Origin of the sequence: Mycobacterium sp. 2YAF39 (assembly GCF_052114565.1) — a bacterium.
GTDB lineage: Bacteria > Actinomycetota > Actinomycetes > Mycobacteriales > Mycobacteriaceae > Mycobacterium.
Map to the genome: position 1 here is coordinate 238,926 of NZ_JBFREZ010000007.1, position 13,986 is coordinate 252,911.

General features: G+C 65.6%; 16 protein-coding genes. 11 read left to right on the plus strand and 5 right to left on the minus strand.

All coding sequences use genetic code 11. The features are described 5' to 3' along the window. The first annotated feature begins 161 nt into the window (after positions 1-161). Together AB4Z42_RS20975 and AB4Z42_RS20980 are read left to right on the plus strand one after the other, a co-directional pair. Complete coding sequence (locus AB4Z42_RS20975; RefSeq protein ID WP_442011140.1) at positions 162-1,679, plus strand: RNA polymerase sigma factor; 1,518 nt, start codon at positions 162-164, stop codon at positions 1,677-1,679. Between the two features lie 40 nt (positions 1,680-1,719). Beyond that, positions 1,720-2,817 carry a methyltransferase gene (locus tag AB4Z42_RS20980; RefSeq protein ID WP_442011141.1) on the plus strand — a complete coding sequence of 366 codons (1,098 nt, stop codon included), beginning with the start codon at positions 1,720-1,722 and terminating at the stop codon, positions 2,815-2,817. On the opposite strand, the gene AB4Z42_RS20985 is transcribed toward AB4Z42_RS20980, so the two are convergent. After that, positions 2,814-3,596 carry a hypothetical protein gene (locus AB4Z42_RS20985; protein WP_442011142.1) on the minus strand — a complete coding sequence of 261 codons (783 nt, stop codon included), beginning with the start codon at positions 3,594-3,596 and terminating at the stop codon, positions 2,814-2,816. The genes AB4Z42_RS20980 and AB4Z42_RS20985 overlap by 4 nt on opposite strands. Before the next feature lie 79 nt (positions 3,597-3,675). Between AB4Z42_RS20985 and AB4Z42_RS20990 the strand changes: the two genes are divergently transcribed. Beyond that, positions 3,676-4,041, plus strand: coding sequence for a RidA family protein (locus tag AB4Z42_RS20990; protein WP_442011143.1), 366 nt, complete (start codon positions 3,676-3,678; stop codon positions 4,039-4,041). Between the two features lie 2 nt (positions 4,042-4,043). Here AB4Z42_RS20990 and AB4Z42_RS20995 read toward each other — a convergent pair whose 3' ends face one another. Continuing rightward, on the minus strand, positions 4,044-4,403 hold the full coding sequence (locus AB4Z42_RS20995; protein ID WP_442011144.1) for a DUF952 domain-containing protein: 360 nt from the start codon (positions 4,401-4,403) through the stop codon (positions 4,044-4,046). A 131-nt stretch (positions 4,404-4,534) separates the two neighbouring features. Here AB4Z42_RS20995 and AB4Z42_RS21000 point away from each other — a divergent pair, with 131 nt between their 5' ends. Both AB4Z42_RS21000 and AB4Z42_RS21005 read left to right on the plus strand, forming a co-directional pair. Next, on the plus strand, positions 4,535-4,726 hold the full coding sequence (locus AB4Z42_RS21000) for a DUF7455 domain-containing protein (RefSeq protein WP_442011145.1): 192 nt from the start codon (positions 4,535-4,537) through the stop codon (positions 4,724-4,726). A gap of 63 nt (positions 4,727-4,789) precedes the next feature. After that, the gene (locus tag AB4Z42_RS21005; protein WP_442011146.1) at positions 4,790-5,806 is read left to right on the plus strand and encodes a YihY/virulence factor BrkB family protein; all 1,017 of its coding nucleotides are present in this window, start codon (positions 4,790-4,792) and stop codon (positions 5,804-5,806) included. Here the strand turns inward: AB4Z42_RS21005 and AB4Z42_RS21010 are convergent. Beyond that, positions 5,796-6,032, minus strand: coding sequence for a DUF3039 domain-containing protein (locus AB4Z42_RS21010; RefSeq protein ID WP_442011147.1), 237 nt, complete (start codon positions 6,030-6,032; stop codon positions 5,796-5,798). The two genes, AB4Z42_RS21005 and AB4Z42_RS21010, sit on opposite strands and share 11 nt — an antisense overlap. A 66-nt stretch (positions 6,033-6,098) precedes the next feature. On the opposite strand from AB4Z42_RS21010, the gene AB4Z42_RS21015 reads away from it, so the two are divergent. The 3 genes from AB4Z42_RS21015 (at position 6,099) to AB4Z42_RS21025 (ending at position 8,423) form a co-directional block, all read left to right on the plus strand. Further along, the gene (locus AB4Z42_RS21015) at positions 6,099-6,500 is read left to right on the plus strand and encodes a DUF3099 domain-containing protein (RefSeq protein WP_442011148.1); all 402 of its coding nucleotides are present in this window, start codon (positions 6,099-6,101) and stop codon (positions 6,498-6,500) included. 148 nt (positions 6,501-6,648) lie between these two features. Beyond that, on the plus strand, positions 6,649-7,608 hold the full coding sequence (locus AB4Z42_RS21020) for a sigma-70 family RNA polymerase sigma factor (protein WP_442011149.1): 960 nt from the start codon (positions 6,649-6,651) through the stop codon (positions 7,606-7,608). Positions 7,609-7,730: 122 nt separating this feature from the next. Next, positions 7,731-8,423, plus strand: coding sequence for an iron dependent repressor, metal binding and dimerization domain protein (locus AB4Z42_RS21025; protein ID WP_442011150.1), 693 nt, complete (start codon positions 7,731-7,733; stop codon positions 8,421-8,423). Here the strand turns inward: AB4Z42_RS21025 and AB4Z42_RS21030 are convergent. Then, the gene (locus AB4Z42_RS21030; protein WP_442011151.1) at positions 8,420-9,457 is read right to left on the minus strand and encodes a DUF4192 domain-containing protein; all 1,038 of its coding nucleotides are present in this window, start codon (positions 9,455-9,457) and stop codon (positions 8,420-8,422) included. The two genes, AB4Z42_RS21025 and AB4Z42_RS21030, sit on opposite strands and share 4 nt — an antisense overlap. Positions 9,458-9,567: 110 nt before the next feature. Further along, entirely contained in the window at positions 9,568-10,251 is a 684-nt protein-coding gene (locus AB4Z42_RS21035) for a hypothetical protein (RefSeq protein ID WP_442011152.1), read from the minus strand. Between the two features lie 131 nt (positions 10,252-10,382). Here AB4Z42_RS21035 and sthA point away from each other — a divergent pair, with 131 nt between their 5' ends. The 3 genes from sthA (at position 10,383) to AB4Z42_RS21050 (ending at position 13,973) form a co-directional block, all read left to right on the plus strand. Beyond that, positions 10,383-11,789: a Si-specific NAD(P)(+) transhydrogenase gene (sthA, locus tag AB4Z42_RS21040; RefSeq protein ID WP_442011256.1), complete on the plus strand. Its 1,407-nt coding sequence runs from the start codon at positions 10,383-10,385 to the stop codon at positions 11,787-11,789. 160 nt (positions 11,790-11,949) lie between these two features. Further along, positions 11,950-12,918: a proteasome assembly chaperone family protein gene (locus AB4Z42_RS21045; RefSeq protein WP_442011153.1), complete on the plus strand. Its 969-nt coding sequence runs from the start codon at positions 11,950-11,952 to the stop codon at positions 12,916-12,918. Between the two features lie 32 nt (positions 12,919-12,950). Next, positions 12,951-13,973: an alpha/beta fold hydrolase gene (locus tag AB4Z42_RS21050; protein WP_442011154.1), complete on the plus strand. Its 1,023-nt coding sequence runs from the start codon at positions 12,951-12,953 to the stop codon at positions 13,971-13,973. Positions 13,974-13,986: the final 13 nt, after the last annotated feature.

Below are 13,986 nucleotides of genomic sequence, written 5' to 3' on the forward strand. Positions count from 1 at the left end.
GCACACACTGTCGTTACAATGGACGACGGCGGCCGCAGCCCGGATAAGCGGCGAATCAAACCGCCGATATTCGACAGCCGACATTTTTCGATGGCGCACGATCCCAACCTGCGGTGGGATCCCCACTGCCCACCGGAACAAAGCGAGACGAAAGGGTGTACGTGGCAGCGACCAAGGCGGCAAGCCCGGCAACCGATCAGCCGGTGAAGCGCACCGCTCCCAAGACCGCGGCCAAGAAGGCAGCAGCCAAGTCCGCCAACGGATCGGCGCCCGCCAAGCGGGCCACCAAGGCGACCGCCACGAAGGCGAGCACCGCGACCAAGCCCGCCAAGGCGGCCAAGACTGCCCCCGCGAAAGCCGCGCCTGCCAAACGAGCCGCAAAGGCCGATGCGGCGCCCGCCGCAAGGGGACGGGGCAAGAAGGCCACCTCCGCTGAGCCGGACGCGACCAAGACCGACGCCGACGCCGAGGGCGTCGAAACCGAGGCTGAGCCCGATGGCGACATCGAGGTGGACGAGGCCGACATCGACCTGACCGATCTCGAGGTCGAGGACGACACGACCGAGGGTGACGCCCCCGCCGCGGAGTCCGAGGACGGTGCGGCCGCCAAACCGGCCGCCAAGGTCAAGGCGGCTGCGCCCGCCGACGACGACGAGATCGCCGAACCCAGCGAGAAGGACAAGGCATCCGGCGACTTCGTCTGGGACGAAGAGGAATCCGAGGCGCTGCGGCAGGCCCGCAAGGACGCCGAGCTGACGGCGTCGGCCGACTCGGTGCGTGCCTACCTGAAGCAGATCGGCAAGGTGGCGCTGCTCAACGCCGAAGAAGAGGTCGAGCTCGCCAAGCGCATCGAGGCAGGCTTGTTCGCCACCCAGCTGATGGCCGAGAAGGCCGACCGCGGCGAGAAGTACTCGCCGAAGGATCGCCGCGACATGGCGTGGATCTGCCGCGACGGCGACCGCGCGAAAAACCATCTGCTGGAGGCGAACCTGCGTCTGGTGGTGTCGCTGGCCAAGCGCTACACGGGCCGCGGCATGGCATTCCTGGACCTCATCCAGGAAGGCAACCTCGGTCTGATTCGTGCGGTCGAGAAGTTCGACTACACCAAGGGTTACAAGTTCTCGACCTACGCGACGTGGTGGATCCGCCAGGCCATCACCCGCGCCATGGCCGACCAGGCGCGCACCATCCGCATCCCGGTGCACATGGTCGAGGTCATCAACAAGCTCGGACGCATCCAGCGCGAGCTGCTCCAGGATCTTGGCCGCGAGCCCACGCCCGAAGAGCTCGCCAAGGAAATGGACATCACGCCCGAGAAGGTGCTGGAGATTCAGCAGTACGCGCGTGAGCCGATCTCGCTGGACCAGACCATCGGCGACGAGGGTGACAGCCAGCTGGGCGATTTCATCGAGGACTCCGAGGCCGTCGTCGCCGTCGACGCGGTGTCGTTCACCCTCCTGCAGGATCAGCTGCAATCGGTGCTGGAGACGCTCTCCGAGCGCGAGGCGGGTGTGGTGCGGCTGCGGTTCGGCCTCACCGACGGCCAGCCGCGCACTCTCGACGAGATCGGTCAGGTCTACGGCGTGACCCGCGAGCGCATCCGCCAGATCGAGAGCAAGACGATGTCGAAGTTGCGGCACCCCAGCCGTTCTCAGGTCCTGCGCGACTACCTCGACTAGCACTTGGCCGGTTCGTAACCGGTCGGTATGGTGGCGACTCGTGCCCGAGAAGCCTGCGAAAGTACCGCCTGTCCGCATCGCCCGTATCGTCGATTCCGCGCGCACCGCGCTGCAGAAGGTGACCGGAGCGATGGTTCCCCGAAACGTCGCACTACTGGAGACCGCACAGGGCGCCTGGGTGAGCCAAGCTCTCTACGCCGCGGCCAAGCTCGGCATCGCCGACGAGCTCGCCGATGGACCCAGAACGGCCGACGACATTGCCGCGAAGGTGGGCGCTCACCCCGATTCGCTGTTCCGCTTGATGCGCATGCTGGCGGGCCGGTCGGTGTTCAACCACCGCGCCGACGGCACGTTCGAGCTGACCGCGATGGGCCAGGCCCTGCGCGCCGACGTCCCCGATTCCATCCGATCGATGGTCCTGTTCATCGGCTCGCCCGAGCATTGGGCGGAGTGGGGCGAACTGCTGCACTCGGTGCAGACAGGCCTGCCGGCGCCCGAAAAGCTCTACGGCAAGCCCTATTTCGACCATCTCGATGAGGCGCCCGAGCAGGCCGCACTCTTCAACGATGCGATGTCGACGATGGCGTCGTTGGCCAACGGCCTGGTGGTGCCCGCCTACGACTTCTCGGCATTTCGCCTCATCGTCGACGTCGGAGGAGGCCACGGCCGGCTGCTGAGCGCCATCCTGCAGTCAGCCCCGACAGCGCGCGGCGTGCTCTTCGACCTTCCGTCCGTCGTCGCAGGCGCAGGCCCGCTGCTCGACGATGCAGGCGTGACGAGCCGATGTGCGATCGAGGGCGGTTCCTTCATGGATTCAGTCCCCGACGGCGCCGACGCCTACGTGCTGAAGTCGATCATCCACGACTGGGACGACGACATCTCCGAGAAGATCTTGCGCAACGTTCGCACCTCGATCGCCCCGAATGGCCGACTGCTTCTGCTCGAAGTCGTACTGCCCGAGCGGGCGACCGCGAATTGGGGAGCCGTCCTCGACACCGAAATGCTGGTCTCAACGGGTGGCCGGGAGCGCACCCGCGCAGAGTTCGCCAACCTGATGGCCCGATGCGGATTCCGGCTCACCCGCGTCGTCCCCACCGCGACGCCGATGATGTCGATCGTGGAGGCTGCGCCGGCCTAGCGCTTCTTCTCGCGCACCTTGTACGTCGAGGGCCACGACTCGCGGGTGTCGTCGCCGACGAGCGGAACACCCTTGCTGCCGATCCTGATGTCGAAGGCTTCCTTGCCCGCGCCGACTTCGCGGTTGGCGTGCTCGGTGGCGAGGTAGATCAGGTTGTCGATCTCCGCCTCCGCGAATGCGACGAAGGTGGTGTTGCGGACGATCTCCTCCTCGGGCGGAGCCATCCGCTCCGGCAGCAGGCGCGACGCCAGCGCCGCGAGACCCAGCAGTGAGAACGGAATGACCCAATAGCAGACGAATGACAGCGGCGTCTTCGTGTCCAGGATCGTGGCCTGGCCGTACACGATGGGCGGTATGGCCGCCGACACCGTCATACCGGCGAACGCGGCCACCCAGATCCAGGTCAACACGTTGGTGATCTTCTTGAACAGATCCGTCGCGATGACGTCTTTCGGCTGGCCGACCTCGGCGAACTCACGGACGAACGGCTTGCCGACCAGGACGCTGCCGAGTGCGACGAGGAAGATCCCCGCGGTGCTCAGCGGCTGAATCCACTGCTCCATGAACGACTGACTCAGGGTGAACGTGAGCACCGCCAGAATCAAAAACGTTCCGACAGCCCCGATTTCAAGGGTGCGCCCAGCCGCTCCCCTCATCCGGCCGATCACGAATGATCCGATCGCGACCGCCAGGGCAACAAGCACGGCGGTTCCGAACGGGACGTTGCCGACCAGGACCCAGTAGACGATCCACGGCGCGAAGCCAAACAGAATTCCCACGATGGCGAGTTTAGGTTGTCAGTCAAGGGCGCGACTGTAAACCTGTTGCGCCGGCGAATACCGCGAATAGGTTGTACTGATGCTGCGGCGCAACGTGTCCTCGGGCTCGGAATTCGAGTCGACGGTCGGGTATTCACGGGCCGTTCGGATCGGGCCGCACATCGCGGTGGCGGGTACCACCGGGGCGGGTGATGACATTGCTTCGCAGGCTCGGGATGCGCTGCGTCGCATAGATATTGCGTTACATGAAGTGGGTGCATCGATGTCCGACGTCATCCGCACTCGCATGTTCGTCACCGACATATCGCTGTGGGCGGAGGTCGGCGAGGTGCACGCCGAGGTGTTCGGGGACATCGGGCCCGCCGCCACCATGGTGGAGGTGACGGCGCTCATCGCACCCGAACTGATGGTCGAGATCGAGGTCGACGCCTACGTCGCCGAGTAGCCCTAGGCCGACACCGCCGCGAATTTTCCGTCCGCGTCCGGCCGGTACGAGGTGACGCTAATCACAGCCTTCACGGGTAGTGGTCCGAACAAATGTGGGAACACCATCCCAGCGGGATCAGAGGGAACACCCGGTTCCCAGCGGACCGGGGAGCACAACAGTGCAGGGTCGACGCGAAGCAGCACCAGATCGGTGCGCCCGGCGTAAAGCCGGTTCGCAGGCAGATGCACTTGCTCAGGCGTGGACAGATGCACGAAGCCATTAGTGTCCAGCGAGGCGGGCCGGAGCTCGCCGTCTGCCTGCGCCGAACCCCACTCTTCAGCACCGCAAATGTGGACCAAAACGGCCGACGATGGTTGCATACCGCCAGCCTGCCTCGTCGGCAACTTGGTGTAACGGTGAGACACGACACACCGGTAAACCCCTAGGGAACAAGGCCAGAACCGAAAGCGTCTGAGACAGTAGAGATACGCGAGCAATCGATGGAGGTGCCATGACCGCAACGCTTATTAGCCCGGAACTGACAAAGGCTGACCGCTGCGATCGCTGCGGGGCCGCGGCTCGCGTACGGGCAACACTCCCGTCGGGCGGCGAACTCCTGTTCTGCCAGCACCACGCCAACGAGCACGAAGCCAAGCTGGTGGAGCTCGCTGCGGTGCTGCAAGTCAGCCCGGTGGAGGCCTAGCACCCGACACGCCCGTCGCCCGGCTGGGCGGGATTCACCGTCGTCAGGAATGCTGGACTGGTCATGAGCGATCAGTCCCAGCCCTTACCGGTTCCCCCATCGCGCCATCACATCAGGCACATCGTCGGGCGCACACTTTCCAAAGCCTGGGACGATTCCATCTTCTCCGAGTCGGCGCAGGCGGCGTTCTGGTGTGCGTTGTCGCTGCCCCCGCTGCTGCTGGGGATGCTGGGCAGTCTGGCCTACATCGCGCCGTTGTTCGGCCCGGAAACCCTGCCGGCGATCCAGGAGCAGTTGATCGGCACGGCCGAGCGCTTCTTCTCCGCCAACGTCGTTGACGAGATCATCGCGCCGACCGTGCGCGACATCGTCAGGGGCGCCAGAGGCGAAGTGGTGTCGATCGGCTTCGTGATCTCGCTGTGGGCGGGCTCGTCGGCGATCTCGTCGTTTGTCGACTCCGTCGTCGACGCCCACGACCAGACACCGCTGCGCCATCCCGTGCGGCAGCGCTTCTTCGCCCTGGGCCTGTACGTGGCAATGCTGGTTGCGGCGATCGCGGCAGCGCCGTTCGTCGCGCTCGGGCCGCCCAAGATCGCCGAGAAGCTTCCCGAAAGCTGGGACAACGTACTGGCCTTCGGCTACTACCCGCTGCTGTTCGTCACCTTGCTGGTCGGGGTCACCATTCTCTACCGGGTGTCGTTGCCCGAACCGCTGCCCTCGCACCGACTTGTCCTGGGCTCGATACTCGCGACGGTCGTGTTCCTGATTGCGACGTTGGGACTGCGGTTCTACCTGACATGGATCACCAGCACCGGATACACCTACGGCGCGCTGGCGACCCCGATCGCGTTCCTGTTGTTCGCCTTCTTCCTCGGCTTCGCGATCATGTTGGGCGCCGAACTGAACGCCGCGATCCAAGAGGAGTGGCCCGCGTCCCCCACCCACGCCAAACGGTTCCGGTTGTGGGTGAAGGGCAAGGCCGTGTCGCTCAACGGCACCGAGCCGCCCGCACCGAACGCAGAAGATGCGAAGGCGGGATTGCCGGCGTCGCCGGCGGGACCAGACGCCGCTACTTCTTGAGCTGCTCGTAAATTCGCTTGCAGTCGGGGCACACCGGCGACCCGGGTTTGGCGGCCTTCGTGACCGGAAACACCTCGCCGCACAGCGCAACGACGTGCGTCCCCATCACCGCGCTCTCGGCGATCTTGTCCTTCTTGACGTAGTGAAAGACCTTCGGGGTGTCGCTGTCTGTCCCGTCGTCGACCTGTTCGTCGGTGTCGGTGCGTTCGATCGTCTCGGTTCGCATGCCACCCATTTTGCCCGTAAGAATTCCGACAGGTACAGCCAACCGCGAGTGTGGAACAGTGGAGGTATGAAACAAAGCCCCGAGCTGAGTTTCGATGATGACGGCCAGCCGGTCCTGATAACCCGCGCCGCGCCCTCTTACGAAGTCCAGCACCGCGAGCGGGTACGCAGGTACCTCAAGCTGATGTTCTGGCGGGTGCCGGCGTTGATCGGGGCCGCGGTTGCATACGGCATCTGGGAGAACGGACTCATCTCGGTGGCGATCCTGGTCGCGTCGATCCCGTTGCCGTGGATGGCAGTGCTGATCGCCAACGATCGTCCACCGCGCCGTGCCGAAGAGCCCCGCCGGTATGAGTCCACACGGCGAATTCCGCTGTTTCCAACAGCCGAACGGCCGGCCCTGGAATACCGCGCACACTCGACGCGGCAATCTGCCGAGGCCGAGCCGCCTCGCGATGTTCCTAGCTGAGGATTTTCTAGCTCTATTCTCAGTACATTCTCAGGTCAAGATCGGATAACCGCAGATCAGAAGGTGTGAAGCGGCCGATGTTCGGGAACTCTGACGAGCACATGGGCGTTATAGCTCATGAACAGTTCGACCCGATCAGGAGGCCGTCATGGCGAATGCCACCATTAGCCGCATCGAGGGCGACCTGGACGCCCAGAGTCCAGCCGCCGACCTCGTACGCGTGTATTTGAACGGCATTGGCAAAACGGCCTTGCTCAATGCCGCCGACGAGGTTGAGCTCGCAAAGCGCATTGAGGCAGGGCTCTACGCGCAGCATCTGCTCGCCACGCGGAAGCGGTTGGGCGAGAACCGCAAACGTGATCTTGGCGCCGTGGTCCGCGACGGCGAGGCCGCTCGTCGCCACCTGCTGGAGGCCAACCTTCGCCTGGTCGTGTCGTTGGCGAAGCGCTACACCGGTCGCGGAATGCCGCTCCTGGACCTGATTCAGGAAGGCAACCTTGGACTGATCCGTGCGATGGAGAAGTTCGACTACGCCAAGGGATTCAAGTTCTCGACCTACGCAACGTGGTGGATCCGTCAGGCGATCACCCGCGGTATGGCCGATCAGAGCCGCACGATCCGGCTGCCGGTCCACCTGGTGGAGCAGGTCAACAAGCTCGCGCGGATCAAGCGCGAAATGCACCAGACCCTGGGCCGCGAGGCCACCGACGAGGAGCTGGCCTCCGAATCGGGCATCCCCGTGGAGAAGATCACCGATCTGCTCGAGCACAGCCGCGACCCGGTGAGCCTGGACATGCCCGTCGGAAGCGACGAGGAAGCCCCCCTCGGTGACTTCATCGAGGACGCCGAGGCCATGTCGGCCGAGAACGCGGTGATCTCCGAACTGCTGCACACCGATATCCGCCACGTGCTGGCCACGCTCGACGAGCGTGAACAGCAGGTGATCCGGTTGCGCTTCGGCCTTGACGACGGCCAACCGCGCACCCTGGACCAGATCGGCAAGCTGTTCGGACTCTCACGGGAGCGTGTGCGCCAGATCGAGCGCGAAGTGATGGCCAAGCTCCGCAACGGCGAACGCGCCGATCGGCTCCGGTCCTACGCCAGCTAGACGTTGCCCCTGGATGCCCGCCGGTACGCCCGGCGGGCATTCTCACGCCCACGTGTCGGTGTGCGTAGCGCCGCTGTTCAAGCCAGTCGGCCGGTAGACTCTGCTCGACGGAGGGTTGTGAAATGAACGATCTGGTCGATACCACCGAGATGTACCTGCGGACCATCTACGACCTCGAGGAAGAGGGCGTAGTGCCGCTGCGTGCGCGTATCGCCGAACGCCTTGACCAGAGCGGTCCCACCGTCAGCCAGACCGTCTCCCGGATGGAACGCGACGGCCTGCTGCACGTTGCAGGCGACCGGCACCTGCAGCTCACCGACAAGGGCCGCGGTCTCGCCGTCGCCGTGATGCGCAAGCACCGGCTCGCCGAGCGGCTGCTCGTCGACGTCATCGGGTTGCCGTGGGAAGAAGTCCACGCCGAGGCCTGCCGCTGGGAACACGTCATGAGCGAGGACGTGGAGCGTCGCCTGGTCCGCGTTCTCGACAACCCCACCACCTCCCCCTTCGGCAATCCCATCCCAGGCCTTGGTGAGCTTGGTCTGTCCGCCCCGGCGGGCTCCGACCAGATCAACCTCGTCCGGCTCACCGAGCTGCCCGCCGGAATGCCCGTCGCCGTCGTGGTGCGACAGCTGACCGAGCACGTCCAGGGCGACGTCGAGCTGATCGGGCGGCTCAAGGACGCCGGCGTGGTGCCGAATGCCCGTGTGACCGTCGAAGCCAACGACCACGGCGGCGTCATGATCGTGATCCCCGGGCATGAGCAGGTCGAGTTGCCCCACCACATGGCACACGCCGTGAAGGTCGAGAAGGTCTAGCCCGCACGGCGCCCGAACGCGCGCCTGGGCGGCAGCCGCACACCCAGTCGGCCGGCGAGCCGATATCCGGTCGTCGCCAGATCGCGGATCTGCTCGGGTCGCATACCCGATTGCAGGGCCGTGTCGAGCATGCCTGCCATGCGATGGGTTTCGTCGCACCGTAGCGCCGCGTCCAACGACACCCCCGCCAGCGGCCCGTCTCCGCGCGCATAGGCCGAGAACGCCAGCAGCACAAGCGCTTCGGCCCGCCACGGCTCCGGAAGGGTCCGCGACAGCTGCGCCCACAACGATTCGGCTTCTCCTGCGTTCTCGCTGGCCGCCAACGCGTAGAGCGTGTCGCGCACCAGCGGATCGGTCAGCGCACGCGCCAGCCGCGCGGCGGTGTCATCGGACAACGGCTGCCCGTCCGCTACCTGCGCGGCCGCCGCCATCGCCATTTCGACGTCGCGTCGTGCGTCGGCATCCGAGGTGCCGACGCCACAACCGTCGATCACCGCGGCCAGCGCCGCACTGCGAGCCGGGTCGGCGACGGCGATGACGTCCTGCAGTTCCGTACGTCGCGCATAAAGCCTGCGTCCATCCAGCACGGCAGCCATGGCCAGGGGCGATGCGGATGGGTCCTCGACAGTGCCTGCGTGCCCGCAACCGTCGGCACAATGCCACCGTCCCCCGGCTGCGACCCGATCGACGACATGCGCGGCGAGCAGTTCGATCCCGCGTTCTGCCAGTACGGAAGTCAGGGACGCGGCCAGTTGGCGGTATTCGTCGTTGCACATCCGGCAGCTCGCCGTCTCTTCATCGACCACGATGGCGATCGCGGCATCGGGTTCGGAGGTCGCCGCCACATCGGCGATGTGCTCGACGGATGCGGTCAGCTCATCGGAAAGATCAATGCGCATAACGCATCCCATCTCGCCGCGATCGACGGTCACCAGGACGAGAGATTTCTCGGGCACGAAACCGAGGACGGCGGGCAGCGCGGCGATCAGGACGCCGGGCCGGTTCAGATGGAAGTCGGATGATTGCGGTGTCATGCCCCAACCGTCGTTCCAGCGGCGGACTCCCCCGGGCGCCATGACGCCGTGCGGCGCTTCGTTGGGGATGAAATCGCGGTTGGGGATGAATCAGCAGATGAAGCGCGCGGTCAGCCGTTGCGGCGCAGCTTGACCACCGCATCCCTGAACAACGTGTCCAGCGATGACGTATCGGCGTCGTCGACCGCCGGGTCCTGCAGCCAGGTGGCACTCACCCGCGTATCGCCGATCTGGGCGGCGAACGTGAGCGTCGCGCGCTCGGAGTCCGGTGTCGTCACGGTCTGCTCGACGGCGTAGGTGTCGTCGGCATCGGCTGGTGGGGCGGGCAGCACCGTCGCGTTCACCGTTGACGCGTCCTCGGCCTGGCCCACCTCGAACGAGGGACACCTGCGCAGTTGGTCCGACCGGTCGCGCAGCGGCGGAGCGGGCCGGGTCACGACGACGATCAGCCTGCTCGCGGTCTCGGTGTCGACACCCTCCACACCCACGACCTCACTGTGGAACAGGACCGGTGGCGCGCAGTCGGCGGGAGTCACCGCGGCGCCCGTCGGGACGCCGTCGATGTCCTGCAGTGCGAGGTTCACCGCAGCATCGTCGAGCACCGCGGCTCGATACTGGGGCGGGAACTGGTTGGGTTCGATCAGGAGGCTGACAATCGGCGCCGGGGGTTTTTCGCTGGGTGCCGCGACGGGCGCCACCGACCCGGCGATCATCCGGCTGCATCCGCACAGCAACACCGCCGCCGTCAGCAGCGCACAGCCACGCAGGCACCACGACAGGACCATCAGCGTCATCGTCTCATCGGCCGGTCCGGACGCCGGTCAGGCGCGCGAGTTGCCGAACGGGCGATTAATTTCACGTGCTGGTGACGCTTGTCGGCGTGCAAGATCCGCGCAAGCGGCGTAGACCTTGTGCCATGGGTTCCATGGTGGAGTATGACCTCGTCGTGATCGGTTCCGGTCCGGGCGGTCAGAAGGCCGCGATCGCGGCGGCAAAGCTCGGCAAGACGGTGGCGGTCATCGAGCGCGGCCGGATGCTCGGCGGGGTGTGCGTGAACACCGGAACGATTCCGTCCAAGACGCTGCGTGAGGCCGTCGTCTACCTCACGGGTATGAGCCAGCGTGAGCTGTACGGGGCGAGTTACCGCGTCAAGGAGAAGATCACTCCCGCCGACCTGCTTGCCCGCACCTCCCACGTCATCAACAAAGAGCAGGACGTCGTGCGGTCGCAGCTGATGCGCAACCGGATCGACCTGATCGAAGGCCACGGCCGATTCGTCGATGCGCACTCGGTGATCGTCGAGGATCCGACCAGAGGCGAGCGCACCACGGTCAGGGGCGAATACATCGTGATCGCCACCGGCACAAAGCCTGCCCGCCCGGCCGGCGTGGAGTTCGACGAAGAACGCGTGCTGGACTCCGACGGCATCCTCGACCTGAAGTCCCTGCCCACCACGATGGTGGTGGTGGGCGCCGGTGTGATCGGCATCGAGTACGCCTCGATGTTCGCCGCACTGGGCACCAAGGTCACCGTGGTGGAAAAGCGCAACGACATGCTTGATTTCTGCGACCCCGAGATCGTCGAGGCGCTGAAGTTCCATCTGCGCGACCTCGCGGTGACCTTCCGCTTCGGCGAGGAGGTGACCGCTGTAGACGTCGGCGCCGCGGGCACGGTCACCACGCTGGCCAGCGGTAAGCAGATCCCGGCCGAAACGGTGATGTACTCCGCGGGCAGGCAGGGCCAGACCGAACGCCTCGATCTGGCCAACGCCGGACTGGAGACCGACAACCGCGGCCGAATCGTCGTGGACAGCAACTTCGCGACGAAGGTCGACCACATCTACGCCGTCGGCGACGTGATCGGCTTTCCGGCGCTCGCTGCCACGTCGATGGATCAGGGCAGGCTGGCCGCCTACCACGCATTCGGTGAACCGGCCAAGGGCATGACCGACCTTCAGCCGATCGGCATCTACTCCATCCCCGAGGTGTCCTATGTGGGCGCCACCGAGGTCGAGCTGACCAAGAAATGCCTGCCCTACGAGGTCGGAGTGTCGCGTTATCGCGAGCTCGCCCGCGGCCAGATCGCAGGCGACTCCTACGGAATGCTCAAGCTGCTGGTGTCGACGGACGATCTCAAGCTGCTCGGGGTCCACATCTTCGGCACCAGCGCCACCGAGATGGTCCACATCGGCCAGGCCGTGATGGGCTGCGGCGGCAGCATCGAGTACCTCGTCGACGCGGTGTTCAACTACCCCACCTTCTCCGAGGCCTACAAGGTGGCCGCGCTGGACGTGATGAACAAGCTGCGCGCGCTGAACCAGTTTCGCGTGTAGCTGACCGTCGTCGCCAAAGGCAGCCGGTGGACGGCCGAATTGCGCGGTACTTGCCGTCGAACGCATGGGTACGGCCGGAATGGGAACGCAACATGGGCCAGACTGGTTGTCACGATGCGAAGGCGATTCACCGCCTTCACACCGTCGAGGAGGCGTGGAGATGGCGGAACAAGCGGATCAACCCGAGCAGCAGTACCAGCCGGATCAGACCGGCATGTACGAGCTGGAGTTCCCGGCGCCCCAGCTGACCTCGCCGGATGGCCGGGGACCGGTCATGATCCACGCGCTGGAGGGCTTCTCCGACGCCGGTCACGCCATTCGGCTGGCCGCCGAGCACCTGAAGAACACCCTGGACACCGAGTTGGTCGCCTCGTTCGCCATCGACGAACTGCTGGATTACCGGTCGCGACGGCCACTGATGACCTTCAAAACCGACCATTTCACGCACTACGAGGATCCCGAACTCAATCTCTACGCGATGCACGACAGCCTCGGCACGCCGTTCCTGCTGCTCGCGGGCATGGAGCCGGACCTGCGCTGGGAGCGTTTCCTCACCGCTGTGCGTCTGCTCGCCGAACGACTGGGGGTGCGCCGGGTGATCGGCCTGGGAGCCATTCCCATGGCCGTCCCCCACACCCGTCCCATCACGCTGACGGCGCACTCCAACGACAAGGAACTGATCGCCGAGCATCAGCCGTGGGTGGGTGAGGTGCAGGTGCCCGGCAGCGTGTCGAACCTGCTGGAGTTCCGGATGTCTCAGCACGGGTACGAGGTCGTCGGATTCACCGTTCACGTGCCGCACTATCTGGCCCAGACCGACTACCCCGCCGCCGCGGAGGTGCTTCTCGCCGAGGTGGCCAAGACCGCTTCTCTGCAGATCCCGCTGGAGGCGCTGGACGCCGCGGGAGCCGAAATACAGCAGAAGATCAACGACCAGGTCGAGGGCAGCACCGAGGTCGCCCAGGTCGTGACCGCGCTGGAACAGCAGTACGACGCCTTCGCCGCCGCCCAGGAGAACCGATCGCTGCTCGCCCACGACGAGAACCTGCCCAGCGGCGACGAGCTTGGCGCGGAGTTCGAGCGATTCCTCCGGCAACAGGACAGCGGCACGGACGACGACGCCAAATAGCGCCCACCGGTGAGGGGAGCTAAGTTGTCGCAATGGCCGCGCGAACCACCAACCTGCGAACCGTGCGGGAACTCACGCCCGAGCTGGAGTTCCGCACCATCCACGGATACCGGCGCGCGTTTCGAGTAGCGGGCTCCGGTCCCGCGATCCTGTTGATTCACGGCATCGGCGACAACTCCACCACCTGGAGCACCGTCCAATCCAAGTTGGCGCAGCGGTTCACCGTCATCGCCCCGGATCTTTTGGGCCACGGCAAGTCCGACAAGCCCCGTGCCGACTACTCGGTGGCCGCCTACGCCAACGGCATGAGAGACCTGCTGAGTGTCCTCGACATCGACAAGGTCACCGTCGTCGGTCACTCACTGGGCGGTGGCGTGGCGATGCAGTTCGCCTATCAGTTCCCTCAGCTGGTCGAACGGCTGATCTTGGTGGGCGCCGGCGGCGTGACCAAGGACGTCAACGTCGCACTGCGGATCGCCTCACTACCGATGGGCAGCGAGGCGTTGGCCTTCCTCCGCCTACCTTTGGTTTTGCCTGCGTTGCAGATCGCCGGCCGCGCGGCGGGCACGGTGTTCGGGTCCACCCCGCTGGGGCGCGACTTGCCCGACGTACTTCGGATTCTCGCCGACCTACCCGAACCCACCGCATCGTCGGCGTTCGCGCGCACACTGCGCGCGGTGGTGGATTGGCGCGGCCAGGTGGTCACGATGCTCGACCGATGTTATTTGACGCAATCCGTTCCCGTCCAATTGATTTGGGGAAGCGGAGACTCGGTGATCCCGATGAGTCATGCCCGGATGGCGCATGCGGCGATGCCCGGCTCACACTTGGAGATCTTCGAAGGTTCCGGACACTTCCCGTTTCACGACGATCCCGACCGATTCGTCGAGGTCCTCGAACAGTTCATCAGTTCCACCGAGCCCGCCGTCTACGACCAGGACTATCTCCGCGGCCTGCTGCGCACCGGCATCGAAGCAGACACGATCACCGGCTCGGTCGGCACGCGCTTCGCGGTTCTCGACGCGATGGGGCACGACGAACGCAGCGCCACCTGATCGCACCGCCGCA